The sequence below is a fragment of the Petrotoga sibirica DSM 13575 genome (assembly GCF_002924625.1).
GTDB lineage: Bacteria > Thermotogota > Thermotogae > Petrotogales > Petrotogaceae > Petrotoga > Petrotoga sibirica.
The window spans coordinates 1-16,126 of the sequence record NZ_JAHC01000034.1 but is presented as its reverse complement, the minus strand read 5'-3'; the positions used below and the strand labels follow the sequence as shown (position 1 = coordinate 16,126).

The window sequence follows — 16,126 nt, the reverse complement described above, 5'->3', positions numbered from 1 at the left end:
CGCTGCCCACCCTCTAAGGAAGTTTAAAAGGCTTTCCCTTCACCCGCGCTGCTCACTCACTTATTCAAGGAGTAAATATTTGTAGAAAGCACAAATACTTTTCGAATCGGTAATTTCGCCTTTTTTTATCATCTCTTTCATTTCATTTGTTGTTACCTTTAAGACTTCAACAAACTCGTCATCGTCTGGATTGACTCCCACTTCAGTTAATTCTTTGGCTAGATATAAATATATTTTTTCCGTTGAAAAACCTGGCGTTGTATATATGTATCCTAATTCAATCCACTTGTTAGCCTTCTTTCCTATTTCTTCTGCTAACTCCCTTTTACCGCATTCCAAAGGATCCTCATTAGGTGAATCGAACTTTCCAGCAGGAATTTCTATCAATACTTTTCTTATAGGGAATCTATATTGCTTAACAAGATAGATATTTCCTTCGTTATCAACTGGCAATATTGCTACCGCTCCGGGATGGTTAACAACCTCCCTGGTTGATATGTTTTTGTCTGGTAATTCTACGTTGTATTTTTCTAAATCCAAGATTTTTCCCTTAAAAATAACTTCTTTTGATACTTCTTTTTCTATTAAATCCATAATTGTTAGACTCCTGAATTTTGATTTTATTGTTTTTAGAAACTCTGAAACCGGATTTAGCTCCCCTTCGCCCAGCAGCCCACCCTTCTAAGGAGGGACCTGCGGTCCCTAACCCCTTTAACATTAAGGGGGTCCCCCCTTAAAAACCCCAAATTCAAGGTCAAAATCATTTAAAAACATGGTTTGCATACTGCAGCAAACAGGGCTCCGCCCTGTAACCTTTTTAAAATCAAAATCTTATTTTTGAAAAAAGACGAACTTTTTTCTACGTTGTGCTTAGTCTTTATTAGCGCCCCTTTTGCCCGCTCCCCACCCTAAAGGATAAAGGGATCTTTAACCCCTTCGCCCCGCTACCTGCCCATTCAATGAATTTTTAGATATTTCATAGATCCTTTGGACCAAAGGCATTTGGTAGCAACTCACTTACCTTCGTTTTTTCTATCTTCCCTTTTGTATTTGCCAAATAAACGTCGAAATCCCCGAATTCAGCCATTACTTGTCTACATGCCCCACATGGTTTTACAGGTGCCTCACCTTCTGCAACGATTAACATAGCTTTGAATTTACGTTCGCCCCTGGCAACTGCGGAAAATATTGTGTTCCTTTCAGCACAGAGAGATAATCCATACGAAGCATTTTCCACATTACAACCTGAAAATATTTCCCCGTTATCCGATAACAAACTTGCACCTACTTTAAAATTAGAATAAGGAGTATATGCATTTTCTCTTGTTTTCATAGCTTCTTCATACAACGTTTCAACTATTGTTTTATCCTTCATCTTTCTCAGCCCCTTCTTGGTTGTCTGTTTGCATTTTTGGATGTACAGTTATTTTAACTTTATCGATCTTATTGATGGTTACAGAAATCACTTCGAATTCATAATTTTCTAGAAAATATATCTCGCCGGGTTTAGGGAACCTTTGAAACCTTTCAAGTAAGAAACCACCTATGGTTTCAAACTCAGTTTCGGGAAATTCTATATCCAACTCTCTTTCAACGTCATTTATTGGTGTTGTGCCATCCACTAGTATAACATTTTCTGCTACCCTTGTAATATTGGTTTCATCGGTAAAGTCATCATACTCATCAAAAATTTCTCCAGTCATCTCTTCTATTATATCTTCTAAAGTAACTAATCCGGCTGTTCCTCCATATTCATCAACTACTATAGCCATATGTGTATGATTATTTAAAAACATCCTAAAAACATCCCTTATTTTCATCGTTATGGGAACAAAAAATGGTTTATGCATAATCTCCACAACTCTTAATTTTTGCAGTTTGCTAAAATCTCTTACCTCTTCGAGTTTTTTGAAAATATCTTTTGCGTAGACTATTCCAATAACATTATCCAACGTTTCCTTGAAAACAGGTATCCTAGAGTATCCTTCTTCATTTATTATCTTTATCAATTCTTCCATAGTTTTTATGTCTTCAATCGCAGATATATCAACCCTTGGAGTCATAATTTCTCTGACTGAGGTATCCTTCATCTCTAAACTTCTTTGCATTAGGTACTTTTCACTCTTCTCAATTACCCCTTCTTCATGCCCTATGTCTAAGTAAGAAATTATTTCGTCCTCTGTGATTAGTGGTGGAGCATTGGTAATGGTCTCACCACCAAAAAGGCTGATAAACACGTTTGAAAGGTTTACAAGCAACCACACAACGGGTGTTAAAAGTTGATTTAGAAAATTGATTGTGAAAAAGGCAAAACTAAAATATTTTTCTCTATTTTCTCTAGCGTATACCTTGGGTGTAATCTCTCCAAAAATCAATATCAATAGGGTCATAATAGCCGTTACTAAACCAACAGCACCACTTTGTGAAGATGGCATTAATCTTACTGCAAAAACCGTTGCCGTAGATGTGGCCAAGATATTCACAAGATTGTTCATTACTAATATAGTAGTTAAATAATGATTTGGGTTTTCAACAAAATGTTGGTATTTTTTCCTTTTTTTATCGTCTTTTTCTTCATCGATCAGTTCTTTTATCCTATATTTCCCTATTGTAGTCAAAGCAGTTTCAGACCCAGAAAAAAATCCTGAAAGAAATAAAAGAACAATCAATAAAACTAATGAGCCCCACAAACCACCGGGGTCATCCACTATCCATCATCTCCTTACTAAGATATTTTTTTGAAACCATATCCAATGGCTTCACTATTTGGCAATATAACCATGAATGCGTTGCTATCTCTCTCTTTTATAATGTTCTTAAGCAAACCTATCTCTGACCTTGAAATAGTGACCATTACTATATTTTTTTCTTGATTTGTGTAACTACCTACTCCCTTTAAAAAGGTAACTCCTCTATCTAATTTGCTATATATGTCCTCTTTAATTTTATCATAATGATCACTTATAACCAAAATCGTTCTTGTCGATTCAAATCCTTCTATCACCCCATCTATAGTCTTTGCAGTTACAAAAATCGCTATTATTCCATACATTGGTAATAAAGGATTAATTAATATGGAAGAAGCTGTTATAACGGTATCAGCAATCATAAGGCCTGTACCTACGCTTAAAGAAAAAAACTTGTTGAAAATCATTGCGATTATATCCGTTCCACCGGTTGTTGCGCCTTTCCATATAACTAAACCCATGCCAAATCCAGCTATTAAAGCCCCATAAAATGCAGCCAATAAAGTCATTTCTAAACCTGCATTGCCTGTTTCTGCCATCAACGAAGGAATAAGTTGATCCAATCCTAAACCATGTTGAAAAAAATCAGTGGAAAAGGATAGTAGAGCTGCCGAGTATATACTCTTTATTCCAAAACCTATTCCAAGCAACCAAAACCCTAAAGTGAACAAGATCAAATTATAAGCAAACATTTGTATTCCTACCCACCAACCGAAAAAATTGTTTAATATTATGGCTAGCCCACTAACTCCTCCGGCAATAATATTGTAAGGGATCATAAACAGAACCAATCCCAAGGCGGTTATCAAAGTCCCCAACGTAATAATAATATAATCTTTGACATCTATTTTTTGAATGGAGATGTTAAATTTCAACCTATATCACCCCAAGGTGAATTATTCAACATTTGTTTCTTCCAAAAGTTGACTAAGGATCTTCTTTTCTTTTCTCGATGGCTTATTGATTTTCACGTTTATTTTGACATATAAATCTCCTCTTTTGCCTCCACCAAATTCTGGAAGTCCCATATTTTTAAACCTTAAAATTGTTCCAGGGTTAGTTCCTTCTGGTAACTCTTCTTCGAAATCTCCTTCCAATGTAGGAATCTTGACGGTTCCTCCCAAAACTGCTTTCAGATAATTTATCGTGATTTCTGTTTCTAAATCTGCCCCTTTTCTGATAAACTTTTCATGAGGAAGAACTCTTACTTGAACAATTAAATCACCGTTTGGGCCTCCGTTCTTGCCCGCATTGCCTTTTCCTTTTATCCTCATGGTATAGCTATTTGGCACGCCAGCAGGTATCGTAACTTCAATCCTTTCTTTTTTCAAAACTTTTCCACTACCTCCACAGTAAGAACATCTACGACTGATTATTCTACCTTCTCCGTTACACGTTGGACATGCATATGTCCTTACAAAGCTTCCAAAAAAACTCCTTTGCTCCTCTCTTATTACCCCTCTACCGTTACACCTTGGGCAAGTTTCAAAACTTGTGCCGTTTTCCGCTCCAGTACCATGACAATGATGACATTCTTCATATCTGTTGTATTCAACAATTTTCTTAACATCATACATAATTTCTTCTAATTTTAAACTGATTACTACATTAATATCCTCGCCGCGTTCTTTGACTACATTTCGCTGTCTCGAGGAGGATCTACCTCTACTTCCTTCAGTACCAAAGAACATATCGAAAAAGTCTGAGACGGTGCCTCCACCAAAATCTTCTCCAAAAATATCTCCAAAAATATCACCTATACCGCCACCTGCACTTCTTTGTCCAGTATAGGCGGTTCCTTCTTCTGGTACAAAACCGAATCTATCGTAAACTTCCCTTTTTTGTGGATCACTTAAAACTTCATAAGCTTCCTGAATCTCTTTAAATTTGCGCTCGGCTTCTTCTTTATTTTCAATGTGTCTATCAGGATGCCATTCTTTAACTTTTTGTCTATACGCTTTTTTTATCTCTTCCTGTGAAGCATTTCTATCTACTCCTAAGATTTTGTAATAATCTTTTCTTTCAGCCATAATTATTTGTCACCTTCTTTTGAGTCGATCCCTTCCACAGTTTGTTTCTCGGAACAAGTATTTTCGTCGCAAGGGATTTTCTTATCTTCAACTTTTTCCTTGACCCCGTTCGGGGCGTCCTCCTTCGGTTTTACCGCCACTATAACCCTTGCAGGTTTAATTACTTCGGCTTCCAATTTGTATCCTATGGATTGAACACCGTATACACAGTATTCATTCACTTCTTTTGTCTCATACTTGTCTACAACATCATGTTCAAACGGATCGAATTGATCTCCTTTTTGAGGAATGATAAACTTCATTTTCAAGGAGTCAAAGACTTTCAACATATCTTTGTAAACCATCTCAACCGCTGAAACAAATTCAGGTTCATCTTTGTAATTCAAAGAAAGTTTCAACTTTTCAAATGGGACGAGTAGTTTTTCTATTATCATCTTTGTAGTGCTTAATTTTATCTGCTTTTTTTCTTTTTCTACTAAATCTTTGTAATCTTCAAATTTAGTTTTGAGATGTATAGAATACTCTTTAAATTCATCTTTTTCTTTTTCCAGCTTTTTTAACTCGTTTTTTAGCTCTTTGTTTTCTTTTTCTAATTTCTCTACTTTATTTTTCAACTGTTCGATATCTTCTTGATTGGATTCTTTTTCTTTTATTTCTTGTTGTTCCTCTTGTTCTGTTATTTCTTCAGTTTTTTTTCTTTCTTCCATTTCAAAAAAACACCTCCTAAAAACTTGTTTACTATCTTTGGAAACTATGAAACCTTTTATATAGCGCCCCTTCACCCCCCAGCCCGCCCATAGAGAGTTTCGAGCTGGAACCCTTTTAAAACCTTTTATCTTTTAAATCTATAAACAAAATTATATACTAATTTCACAAATTTTTTGATATAATCTCTGAGAATCTAGAAATATACTCTCTCAAAAAAAAGTAGATTTTTTCATAATTACAGTATTTTTGAGTTATAAAAAGTACCCTCCCAAGGGGGTCAGCATTTAATTTGTAAGTAGTATAGAAAAATACCATCTTTTTTAACGCTTTAGAGTTTAAATCTTCACCAAATAATATTTCTATATCATCGGTGAAATCTAAAAGTTTAAATATGCCTTCTTTGATTGTATCATTTTCAACCATAGAAGCCAACGTTTCGATAGTTTCTAAGTCTGGAATAGATTTAGAGATGACTTTTTCAAGACCACTTACAATGTATTTTTTTCTGTTGAACTCAGATGTTAGATTTCCTAAAATCTCTATGAAATTAGTAACCCTTAGATCCTCCGTTTCAAACTTTGGAGCTGAAAGAAACATGAAAAGTGAATGAAAAGATTTGCCAACAAGACCGTTATTAAGAATATTTTCCAATTCCGCTGAAGGCGGCAGACCATATATTTCAACCGTCCTGGATACAGCAAGGCCTAAATTTGTTAAAATAGTAATGACGTTATTTGTCTCCATCAAGGGGGTAACTGTTACCCTTGTAATATAAACATACTTTGGATTAGGATACTCAAAGATGACCAAACCCTCCAAGGCATTTGCTAGCAATTCACTCAAACTTTGAAACATAAGATTCAAATCATAAAACTTGTATTTTTTTGGGATTTCAAGGTGCGTATCCTCTTGGTTGTAGGCGTCTTTTATCATTTGAAAATAGATCTTTAAAGCGGGATCAGTAGGAATTCTTCCACCGCTAGAGTGTTGTTGATAAATGTATCCTAATTTTTGGAGTTTTTGCATATCGTTCCTGATAGTAGCACTACTAGCTTTTATATTCGAATTTTCTAAAACCTCATCTGAGCTGACCGGTTTTTCGTTTTTTATGTATAATTCAACAATGGTTTTTAGAATTTCTTTTTGTCTATCTTGTAGCACCTTAGACATTTTATCACTCCCACATATTAAGTGCTAATTATATAATACCAGGTCTTATATACAATGTCAAATATATTAATTTACCACATTGTAACAACTATTTTTGGGTGGGGAAGGATCCAAAGTCCCTTTATCCTTAGGGGCGGCTGCGCGCAAGTCCCTTCCTTAAGATGAGTGGCTAGAAAAGCAATTATTTAGGAGGCAGAATTAATGAAAATCCCTTCAAAAAAAATAATACAATTTTTAAACGGTAATATAAAAAAGCATGTAATAACAAACGAGATATTGAACATAGCAGATATCAAAGACAACAGCGAAAATGTTGAAAAAGACGATATTTTCATCGCCTTCAAAGGTTCCCGTTTCGATGGCCATGATTATATCATTTCTGCATTTAATAAAGGTGCTTCTTTAATAATCGCTCAAGACGAAGAAAAGATCCCAAATATCGATTCTCTCCAGTATATAATTGTAGAGGATATTAAAAAGGCCGCTGCAGACTTAACTCACAAATTATACGACATCTCGCTAGATGATTTTAAAATACTGGGAGTAACAGGCACCAATGGCAAATCTACAACGGTATCGTTAGTTCATCACATCTTACAAAAACTAGATAAAAATTCCACTCTAATAAGTACCGTAGGGATTAAAATAAACGACGAATTAATTGACGAACCTTACAACACTACTCCTAGTATCTTAGAGCTGGCAAAAATATTAAAAAAAAGCAAAGAAAATAATATTGAATTTATAAACATTGAAGTATCCTCTCATGCGATAGATCAAAGAAGAATCCAAGGTTTTAAATACGATATCATATCTTACACAAACATAACAAGGGACCATCTGGACTATCATAAAGATTTTGAAGAATACAAAAATATAAAATTGTCCCTGATGAACTATTTAAAAGATGAAGGAACAATAATAATAAACCTGGACAGGTTGAACAAAGAGGACTTCTTAAAAAGTGGGAAAGAAATTATAACCTACGGATTCGATAAAAATGCAGACTTTGTGATAGATAACTACGAACAAACACTTCAACAAATGAAATTCACTATAACAACAAAGGAAAACAAAAGTTTTGAAATACGCTCCCCCATGATAGGGAAGTTCAACGTTTACAATATAACAAACGCTTTTGTAATAGCAACCCTCTTCGGATTGGCTCCTGAGGAAATCATCTATTCCATTTTCACATTTAAAGGAGTTCCTGGAAGGTTCCAAATTGTTCCAGGCAGCAAATCGCTAGGTTTCTTTGCAGTTATCGATTTTGCACACACCCCCGATGCACTCAACGAAGTATTAAAAACCGCTTCATCAATAACTGAAGGTAGGATAATCACAGTATTTGGGGCTGGAGGAAACGCAGACAAGGGGAAACGAAAGTTAATGGGACAAGTTGTAAGTGAACATTCGGACGTTATAGTTCTCACCAACGATGATCCAAAAGATGAAGACCCTGACCAAATAATAGAAGACGTATCAAAAGGTATAGACCAAGATAAACATTTCATCGTTATACCCGATAGAGAAACCGCCATAGATACAGCCCTAAGATTTGCCAACAAAGGGGACATAGTAATCATAGCGGGAAGAGGCCATGAAAAATATCAACTCTTCGCCAATGGAAAAAAGGTTAAGTTCAACGATTACGAAGTAACAAAAAAACTAATTGACAAAATCAAAAGGAGTTCGGGAAGGTAATGTTGGAACGTTTAAAATATAAAGGCCACAATTTTCAAATTGACTCTCGAAAAGTGAATGAAGGTGACGTATTTTTATGTTTAAAAGGTGAGAAAACCGACGGACACCTATTTATAAACGACGCATTGAAAAACGGAGCGTCTTACGTAATTGTTGAAAAAGATGTTGTTGACTTTCCAAAAGAAAAAATAATCAAAGTCAACAGCGTCCTAGAAGAAATGCTCATCTCTGCCTCAACATTGATCAATGAAAACGCCAAATTAAAGATTGGAATAACCGGATCCACTGGAAAAACCACCACGAAAGAATGCTTGTATTATTTGTTGTTAGCTTATTTCAAAACTTTTAGAAACGAGATGAATTTGAATACGGAAATAGGAATACCCTTATCGATTTTGAACAACTATAACAACGAAGAAACCGTCATACTAGAAGAAGGTCTTAGAAAAAAGGGAGACCTTGAATTTTTATCAAGATATTTTAATTTAGATGTTGCCATTATCACGAACGTAGGGGCTTCACATTTGGAATTTCTAGACTCTTTAGAAACGGTAGCTGAAGAAAAAATGAAAATAACAAGCAACATGGATAAAGGAGTTTTAATAATCAATGGAGACTACTCATTATTAAAAGAATTGGCACCGAAACATCTGAACCGACTAACCTTTGGAACAAAAGATGAAAACGATGCCGTTTTAAAAAGCTTCGAGTACAATGAAAACCACACAACGACCTTTTACGCTAGAATTCTACAGGAAGATTTGATGGTAACGCTGAACCATTATTGGAGTGAAGGTCAGATATTAGACTTACTCTCAGGATTGCTGCTTTTGAGATTCATCGATTTACCAGTTGATCCATACTATTTATTTAACATCAACATCCCTCAAGATCGTTTTCAAACCATAAAACGTGGGAATCTTTTAATAGTAAACGACTCTTACAACGCATCCTACGAATCTTTTAAAAGTGCTTTTAACAGCATAAAAAAGTGGAATCTTTCTCCTAAAATTATCATAATGGGAGAAATAAAAGAATTAGGAAAATACAGCGAAGAATACCACATCAAAGTTATAACAGAAGCCTTAAATATTTTTGATCGGATTTATTTCTACGATCCTCAAGAAAATTTCACCTATCTATCAAATGATAAAGTTACCTTCTTTAAAGAGCTAAAAAAAATTGATGAAATAATATCAAACACCACCAAAGGAGTGATCTATATAAAAGGATCTAACACTACTGGAATAAACAAATATCTAAAGGAAAGTGACTTAATTTGGAAAGATTGATATTTTATATCACATTAATAACTTTTATTTTCTTACTTTTTCTCTACCCCATATTTATAAAATGGCTAAAAAAGAGGCAATTTGGGCAGTATATCAGAAAAGAAGGACCAGACCTTCATAATTACAAGCAAGGAACCCCAACAATGGGGGGAATTTTATTCATTCTTGCTATTTTTTTTCTAAGTTTACTCACCTACTTCATTCAAAAAGAAGATTTATTTCTGATAATTGGAGTTGCCTCTTTACTCTTTGGATTTATAGGATTTCTGGATGACTATCTAAGTATAAAAAAGAAAGATTCAACAGGATTAACAGCCATACAAAAATTGTTACTCCAATTCCTATTCTCAATCGTTATAGTATATCTAATATCAATATTTAACAACCATTCAACATTGAAAATACCATTCACAACTAAAAGCTTAGACCTAAAATTTTTCTATCCTTTATGGGGGATAATATACCTAACAGGTATGTCCAATGCAACAAATTTAACCGACGGGATAGACGGACTCTCTGGAGGTATTTATGTAATATCAGCACTATTCACAGCACTGATTGCGGGTATTAATTTTAATCACATTCCCTTATTGATTTTGCCTGTAATAGCGTATCTCTTCTACAATATAAAACCAGCAAAAATATTCATGGGAGATACTGGATCTTTAGCATTAGGTGGGATATTAGGTTCTTTAGCATTATATTATTCCCTTGAACTTTTCACCATTTTAACCTGTTTTATATTTATTACAGAGATGTTTAGCGTTATAATACAAGTGGGAAGTTTCAAACTACGAAAAAAAAGAGTCTTTTTAATGACACCAATTCATCATCATTTTGAACTAAAAAAATGGAGTGAAGAACGGATTGTACTAATATTCTGGACTATAAACTTCTTAACTGGAATAGTCGCACTAGGAGGAGTATGGTGAAGATCTGCCTTGTAGGATACGGAAAAAGTAACACGGAGTTACTGACAAAGCTTTTAAAAAGTAATCACGAAATCTTTGTTAGCCAAGACAAAGATTTTACTAAAACCGATGAAATATACTTTAAGAAAAACAACATCAAATATGAAACAGACCACAACGACCTATTAAAAAACTGTGATTTAGCAATCGTAAGCCCCGGGATTCCCCCAAACAGTAAGGCAGCTAAAATAATATTTGAAAACAAGATCGATTACACTACAGAATTAGAGTACTCATGGGAAAGTATAAAAAAAGTAAACAAAAAAGCTGTTTTTATTGGAATAACAGGAACCGACGGAAAATCAACTACCACATCTTTAATAGGACATATATTAAAAGTTGCAGATCCTTTAACCTTTGTAGGGGGTAATATTGGATTCCCCTTAGCACAGGCATCAGAGACTTTAAACTACTACGTAGTTGAAGTTAGTTCTTTTCAAATATTCTGGTCAAAATGGTTTTCTCCTGAAATATCCGTACTAACGAACTTGGCACCAGATCATCTAAACTGGCACAACGACTTGAATGATTACTACGAAACCAAAGCAAGACTATTGTTAAGAACCCTAAAATCCGGAGGAGTAACCGTTATCAACGAAGATTCTATCAATCTTTTAAACCTAAAAGATCATCAATCAAGTGAAAAGTTTATAACCTTTTCAAAAAACATGATTGAAGGCAACTATATTGAATACAAAGATAAAAAAATACAAGTCAACAACAAAATATTTGAACTGGACATCTTCAAAGAAGACATCTTGGCCTCAGCAGTAACAACGTTAAATCTTGGAATCTCTGAAAAAATTATCGAAGAAGCAATAAGCTCTTTCAAACCACTAAAGTATAGGTTAGAACTGATAAAAAGCAAAAACGGAGTCAATTATTACAACGATTCAAAAGCAACCAACGCTCACTCCGCTTACAACGCATACAAAAGTTTCAGAGGAATGCGTTATATAGCAATCCTAAGTGGAATCCCTAAAAACGAAGACTTAACACCATTAATTGAAGAACTTAAAACATATGCCAAAGCCGTATTAGTTTTTGGAGAAATGGAAAAAGAAGTCAAAAAATACCCATCGAATCACAAATTTATCTTCAAAAGTAATTTAGAAGAAGTATTCTTATACCTAAGTGAAATATGTGAAGTTGGAGACAATGTGGTATTTTCACCAGCGGGAGCAAGCTTTGATAAATACAAAAATTATGAAGAAAGAGGGGAACATTTTAATTCATTGGTAGAAAAATCATAAATAGGCGGGGAGCGGGGATAAGCCGTTCCTAACTCCTTATGGGTGGGGTGCGGGGGAAGGGCGCAAATATAGATAGAATAAATAACTTTAAAAAGGTTACAGGGCGAAGCCTTCCCACCCAGCCTGGCGAAGGGGCGCTAATAAAGACAAAAATTCCACATCTTGGAGGCATTTAGATGGACAATGAAGAAGTAAAAATCGTCATCGAAAAATTAGTCTACGGTGGCTACGGCATGGCACGTTATGCCGGCAAAATCTACATGGTAAACAACGTTTACCCTGGAGAATTTGTCTCGGTTATTCCAACAAGAACGAATAAAAATTTAGTATTTGCAGATCTTAAAGAAATTCTGCAACCATCCCATCAAAGGATATCTTCCAAATGCAAGCACTTCCCTAAGTGTGGAGGCTGTCAATGGCTCGATTACGATTATAAATCCCAACTAAAATCAAAAACAGAGATAGTAAAAGAACAGTTAGAAAGAATCGGTAAGTTAGATAGCTCTGTTGTTAACAACATAATCGAAAGCGATTTAATCTGGGGTTACAGAAACAGAATGGAATACGCCTTTCAGAAAAATAATAAATTAAAATTAGGTCTAAATATTGCCAATTCAAATAGTGTTCTTGATATCTATTCATGCCCAATCTCACCTAACTTATTTGATAACATAAGAAATAAATTCAAAGAAATAGTCAATAAATTGGATATCGAAATATACGACAAAAAAGCAAAAAAAGGTATCTTGAAACATTTAGTCATCCGAAGATCTTTTTCCAAAAATCAAACGATGGTAATTATAGTTACCAACACAGAATATTTGCCTCACGAAGAAGAGATAAAGCAATTTTTTCAACAAAATTTTCACCCTTATTCACTCATTCACCTGATGAACAGTTCCGATAGCGTTGTACTACGAGGTCCTTACAAAACGCTTCTCGGTGAGGGAGTATTAAATGAAGAATTTGATGATTTTAAATTTCAAATTCCACCAACTTCATTTTTTCAAAACAACTACAACGTCACACAAAAACTATTAAGGTACATTTTAGAATATTTCAAAAACAACACACAAAAAGACGCAACTATGTTAGACCTATACTCTGGTGTTGGGCTCTTTTCAATATACTTTTCACCTCTCTTTAAGCATATAGAATCAGTTGAAACCTCTAAAATTTCAGTAAAAGCGGCAATTGCAAATTCTCATATTAATTTTACTAAAAACGTTAACTTCATTCTAGCAAGCTCAAAACCATACCTCGTGAAAAATTCCAGTAAAAGATTTGACTTTGTCATCTTGGATCCCCCAAGAAAAGGATTGGAAAAAGAAGAGATACAACTACTTTCTTCTATGGCAAAAAAAGGGATTATCTATATATCCTGTGATCCTTCAACTTTTGCCAGAGATCTCAATATATTTGCAAAAAATGGATTCACTTTAAAATCGGTTCAACCATTTGATATGTTTCCACACTCATACCATATCGAAAACGTTGGTATTTTAGAAAAAAACTGAGGTGGGTTACAGGTCAAAGACCTTCCCCTGCTGGGTTTAAGGGGTCGCAGGCCCCTTCCTTAGAAGGGCGGGCTGCGGGGCGAAGGGGCGCAAATAAACTCCCAACAATTGAAAGGAGGCTTCTATGGAATTTTCTGCTAAAATAGAGTCAATACAACCATCCGCAACTATTGAATTAAACTCAAAAGCCATAGAACTACAAAACAAAGGATACGAAATTGTCAGGCTAACGGCAGGAGAACCTGATTTTGACACTCCTGAGCCTATAATTAACGCAGCTTACCAAGCTATGAAAGAAGGAAAAACCAAATACACAGACAACAAGGGAATAAAAGAACTCAGGCAAAAGATAGCTCAATATACAAACAAAAAATACTCAACTAATTACAAAGAGAACAATATTATCGTAACTAATGGTGGGAAACAATCATTATTCAACGCACTTTTATTGATAACAAACCCAGGCGATGAAATAATCGTTAACGATCCATCTTGGGTCAGTTACGATGCACAAATCAGAATGGTTGGCGGGATACCCGTTCACATTAAAACTACGAAAGAAAATAACTATATACCTGAAGAAAAAGAATTAGAAAAAGCCATCACCAACAAAACAAAAGCCATTATAATTAATTCTCCCAACAACCCAACAGGTGCAGTTTACGATAAAGAGTTTTTGAGTTTTATCTCAAGGTTCTCCATCGAACATGACCTAATAATTATAAGTGATGAGGTATACGATGCCCTAGTTTACGACGGTAACTATACCTCTATGACAAACTTTGAAGAATCAAGAGATAGAACAATATTGATAAACAGTTTTTCAAAGACATGGTCAATGACTGGATGGAGATTGGGATATACGATTGCGAACGAAAAAATAGTAACTCAATTGGCTAAAATTCAATCTCATTCCACCTCTAATGTGAATACACCTTCTCAATATGCTGCACTCAAAGCCTTAGAAACAGACAATTCTTACATGGTAGAAGAATTCAAAAAAAGAAGGGACTACTTGTACGATGAATTCAAAAAACTGGGGTTGACATTCAATAAACCAAAAGGTGCTTTCTATTATTTTATAGATATATCGAACTATGGATTGAACGATAAAGAATTCTGTGAAAAATTACTCGAATATGGTCTTGCAGTTGTGCCAGGTTCGGCTTTCTTTTGCGATGGTCACATCAGACTTTCATTCGCAGCATCTATGGACGATTTGAAAAAAGCGGTAGAAATACTTAAAAAATTCTTATTAGATTTGGAGAAAGAAATGTCATGAAAATTGATTTATTAGTGGCTGAGATAGGAAGTACAACAACGGTGATAACAGCTTACCAACTCAAAGAAAAAAACGTTAAAATAATAGCTCAAACAGAAAGTTATACAACCATAGACAAAGGTGATGTAACTCTTGGAATAGAAAAAGCACTAAAAAAAATGGAAGAAAAATTTAAAGATAAAATAAGTTGGGAAAAATTTTTAGCAACCTCTTCAGCCGCAGGGGGCTTAAGTATGACGGTTCACGGGCTGGTATACGATATGACAGTCAGGGCAGCAAAAGAAGCAGCTTTAGGAGCTGGGGCTGTCTTAAAATACATCACATCCGGCAAACTTAGAGAAAGCCATTTAAAGCAAATTTTAAAAATAAAACCAAAATTGATTCTCTTATCAGGTGGTGTTGATTACGGGGAAGAAGAAACCGTTCTTTACAATGCTGAATTACTAGCTAATTTGCCATTAGACATTCCCATAATATACGCAGGAAACACTGCTGTGAAAGAAGAAATAGAAGAAATCTTCAAAGAAAAGAACAAAAATATAATCATAACAGAAAACGTCTACCCTAAAATAGATCATCTAAACGTTGAACCAGCAAGAAAAATAATCCAAGAAGTTTTTTCAAAACACATAATTCATGCCCCTGGTATGGAAAAAATCTATGATGTAGTAGATGAAGAGGTCATACCTACCCCCGGGGCTGTTATGAACACCACAGAATTATTAAATGAACTATATGGAGATGTTTTAACAGTTGACATTGGTGGAGCCACTACCGATATAGATTCCGTTACAGATGGCTCTCCCGAAATTCAGAAGATCTTAGTTTCCCCACAACCTCGTTCCAAAAGAACGGTGGATGGAGACATGGGAATATACGTAAACGCACATAACGTAGTTGAAATGATCGGAAAAGAACAAATAAAAAAGGACTTTGAAAACTACGAAGAGATACTAAAAAATATATCCCCGTATCCACAAAACGAAGAACAAGAAAAATTTGCAACTTACTTGGCAAAATTTTGTTTCTTAACTTCCCTAAAAAGACACGCCGGAAGAATTGATTACATATTTACACCCACCGGAAGAAAAAAGGTAGCTCACGGAAAAGATCTAACCGCCGTAAAAACTATCTTTGGCACTGGAGGAATACTATCCAGATCAAAATACAACAAAGAGATATTTGAAAGTTTAAGGCAGCTAAAAAATTCTGACGATCTATTACTGCCTTCAAAAGACGTAACCTTCGCCTACGACAAAAATTACATATTCGCTAACATAGGTGTTATCGCAAACCTCGACAAAGAAATAGCAAAGAAAATATTACAAAATGATATAGAATACCTTCCTTAGACGAGTGGGCTACGGGGTGAAAGGGCGCTATTAAAGACTTTTCCTCACGGGTGGGCTACGGGACGAAGCCGTTCCCAATTCCTTATGGGTGGGGTGCGGG

General features: G+C 35.0%; 15 protein-coding genes. 7 read left to right on the top strand and 8 right to left on the bottom strand.

Features of this window, described 5'->3' with window-relative positions; translation table 11 throughout:
* Positions 1 to 60 precede the first annotated feature (60 nt).
* The 8 genes from AA80_RS09135 to AA80_RS09105 all read right to left on the bottom strand — a co-directional run bounded on the left by AA80_RS09135 (position 61) and on the right by AA80_RS09105 (position 6,655).
* The gene (locus tag AA80_RS09135; RefSeq protein ID WP_103877453.1) at positions 61 to 594 is read right to left on the bottom strand and encodes an NUDIX domain-containing protein; all 534 of its coding nucleotides are present in this window, start codon (positions 592 to 594) and stop codon (positions 61 to 63) included.
* Complete coding sequence (locus tag AA80_RS10090) at positions 551 to 718, bottom strand: hypothetical protein (protein WP_169960608.1); 168 nt, start codon at positions 716 to 718, stop codon at positions 551 to 553. Before AA80_RS10090 ends, AA80_RS09135 begins: the two co-directional genes overlap by 44 nt.
* Positions 719 to 976: 258 nt before the next feature.
* Entirely contained in the window at positions 977 to 1,375 is a 399-nt protein-coding gene (locus tag AA80_RS09130) for a cytidine deaminase (protein WP_103877452.1), read from the bottom strand.
* Positions 1,365 to 2,708 carry a hemolysin family protein gene (locus AA80_RS09125; protein WP_103066286.1) on the bottom strand — a complete coding sequence of 448 codons (1,344 nt, stop codon included), beginning with the start codon at positions 2,706 to 2,708 and terminating at the stop codon, positions 1,365 to 1,367. Before AA80_RS09125 ends, AA80_RS09130 begins: the two co-directional genes overlap by 11 nt.
* 17 nt (positions 2,709 to 2,725) lie before the next feature.
* Complete coding sequence (locus AA80_RS09120; protein WP_103066285.1) at positions 2,726 to 3,622, bottom strand: YitT family protein; 897 nt, start codon at positions 3,620 to 3,622, stop codon at positions 2,726 to 2,728.
* A gap of 21 nt (positions 3,623 to 3,643) precedes the next feature.
* The gene (gene dnaJ, locus AA80_RS09115) at positions 3,644 to 4,780 is read right to left on the bottom strand and encodes a molecular chaperone DnaJ (protein WP_370445638.1); all 1,137 of its coding nucleotides are present in this window, start codon (positions 4,778 to 4,780) and stop codon (positions 3,644 to 3,646) included.
* Complete coding sequence (locus AA80_RS09110) at positions 4,780 to 5,484, bottom strand: nucleotide exchange factor GrpE (protein WP_103066283.1); 705 nt, start codon at positions 5,482 to 5,484, stop codon at positions 4,780 to 4,782. Before AA80_RS09110 ends, dnaJ begins: the two co-directional genes overlap by 1 nt.
* Before the next feature lie 163 nt (positions 5,485 to 5,647).
* Positions 5,648 to 6,655 carry an HTH domain-containing protein gene (locus tag AA80_RS09105; protein WP_103877450.1) on the bottom strand — a complete coding sequence of 336 codons (1,008 nt, stop codon included), beginning with the start codon at positions 6,653 to 6,655 and terminating at the stop codon, positions 5,648 to 5,650.
* Between the two features lie 201 nt (positions 6,656 to 6,856).
* On the opposite strand from AA80_RS09105, the gene AA80_RS09100 reads away from it, so the two are divergent.
* From AA80_RS09100 to AA80_RS09070, 7 genes are all read left to right on the top strand, one after another.
* Positions 6,857 to 8,359 (top strand): UDP-N-acetylmuramoyl-L-alanyl-D-glutamate--2,6-diaminopimelate ligase, encoded by a 1,503-nt coding sequence (locus tag AA80_RS09100; RefSeq protein ID WP_103066281.1) that lies wholly within the window; start codon positions 6,857 to 6,859, stop codon positions 8,357 to 8,359.
* Positions 8,359 to 9,651, top strand: a complete 1,293-nt coding sequence (gene murF / locus AA80_RS09095; RefSeq protein ID WP_012209607.1) for a UDP-N-acetylmuramoyl-tripeptide--D-alanyl-D-alanine ligase — start codon at positions 8,359 to 8,361, stop codon at positions 9,649 to 9,651. Before AA80_RS09100 ends, murF begins: the two co-directional genes overlap by 1 nt.
* The gene (gene mraY, locus AA80_RS09090; protein ID WP_103877449.1) at positions 9,639 to 10,583 is read left to right on the top strand and encodes a phospho-N-acetylmuramoyl-pentapeptide-transferase; all 945 of its coding nucleotides are present in this window, start codon (positions 9,639 to 9,641) and stop codon (positions 10,581 to 10,583) included. The genes murF and mraY overlap by 13 nt, the downstream gene beginning before the upstream one ends.
* The gene (gene murD, locus AA80_RS09085; RefSeq protein WP_103877448.1) at positions 10,577 to 11,875 is read left to right on the top strand and encodes a UDP-N-acetylmuramoyl-L-alanine--D-glutamate ligase; all 1,299 of its coding nucleotides are present in this window, start codon (positions 10,577 to 10,579) and stop codon (positions 11,873 to 11,875) included. Before mraY ends, murD begins: the two co-directional genes overlap by 7 nt.
* A 176-nt stretch (positions 11,876 to 12,051) precedes the next feature.
* Entirely contained in the window at positions 12,052 to 13,392 is a 1,341-nt protein-coding gene (gene rlmD, locus AA80_RS09080) for a 23S rRNA (uracil(1939)-C(5))-methyltransferase RlmD (protein WP_103877447.1), read from the top strand.
* A gap of 124 nt (positions 13,393 to 13,516) precedes the next feature.
* Complete coding sequence (gene aspC, locus AA80_RS09075) at positions 13,517 to 14,674, top strand: aspartate aminotransferase (RefSeq protein WP_103877446.1); 1,158 nt, start codon at positions 13,517 to 13,519, stop codon at positions 14,672 to 14,674.
* Positions 14,671 to 16,026: a GlmL-related ornithine degradation protein gene (locus AA80_RS09070; protein ID WP_103877445.1), complete on the top strand. Its 1,356-nt coding sequence runs from the start codon at positions 14,671 to 14,673 to the stop codon at positions 16,024 to 16,026. Before aspC ends, AA80_RS09070 begins: the two co-directional genes overlap by 4 nt.
* Positions 16,027 to 16,126: the final 100 nt, after the last annotated feature.

Bases quoted from the DNA above. Each gene is read 5' to 3' on its own strand.
- AA80_RS09135 (WP_103877453.1), bottom strand. From the start codon at position 594: ATGGATTTAATAGAAAAAGAAGTATCAAAAGAAGTTATTTTTAAGGGA.
- AA80_RS10090 (WP_169960608.1), bottom strand. From the start codon at position 718: ATGTTAAAGGGGTTAGGGACCGCAGGTCCCTCCTTAGAAGGGTGGGCT.
- AA80_RS09130 (WP_103877452.1), bottom strand. From the start codon at position 1,375: ATGAAGGATAAAACAATAGTTGAAACGTTGTATGAAGAAGCTATGAAA.
- AA80_RS09110 (WP_103066283.1), bottom strand. From the start codon at position 5,484: ATGGAAGAAAGAAAAAAAACTGAAGAAATAACAGAACAAGAGGAACAA.
- AA80_RS09105 (WP_103877450.1), bottom strand. From the start codon at position 6,655: ATGTCTAAGGTGCTACAAGATAGACAAAAAGAAATTCTAAAAACCATT.
- AA80_RS09100 (WP_103066281.1), top strand. From the start codon at position 6,857: ATGAAAATCCCTTCAAAAAAAATAATACAATTTTTAAACGGTAATATA.
- murF (WP_012209607.1), top strand. From the start codon at position 8,359: ATGTTGGAACGTTTAAAATATAAAGGCCACAATTTTCAAATTGACTCT.
- murD (WP_103877448.1), top strand. From the start codon at position 10,577: ATGGTGAAGATCTGCCTTGTAGGATACGGAAAAAGTAACACGGAGTTA.
- rlmD (WP_103877447.1), top strand. From the start codon at position 12,052: ATGGACAATGAAGAAGTAAAAATCGTCATCGAAAAATTAGTCTACGGT.
- aspC (WP_103877446.1), top strand. From the start codon at position 13,517: ATGGAATTTTCTGCTAAAATAGAGTCAATACAACCATCCGCAACTATT.
- AA80_RS09070 (WP_103877445.1), top strand. From the start codon at position 14,671: ATGAAAATTGATTTATTAGTGGCTGAGATAGGAAGTACAACAACGGTG.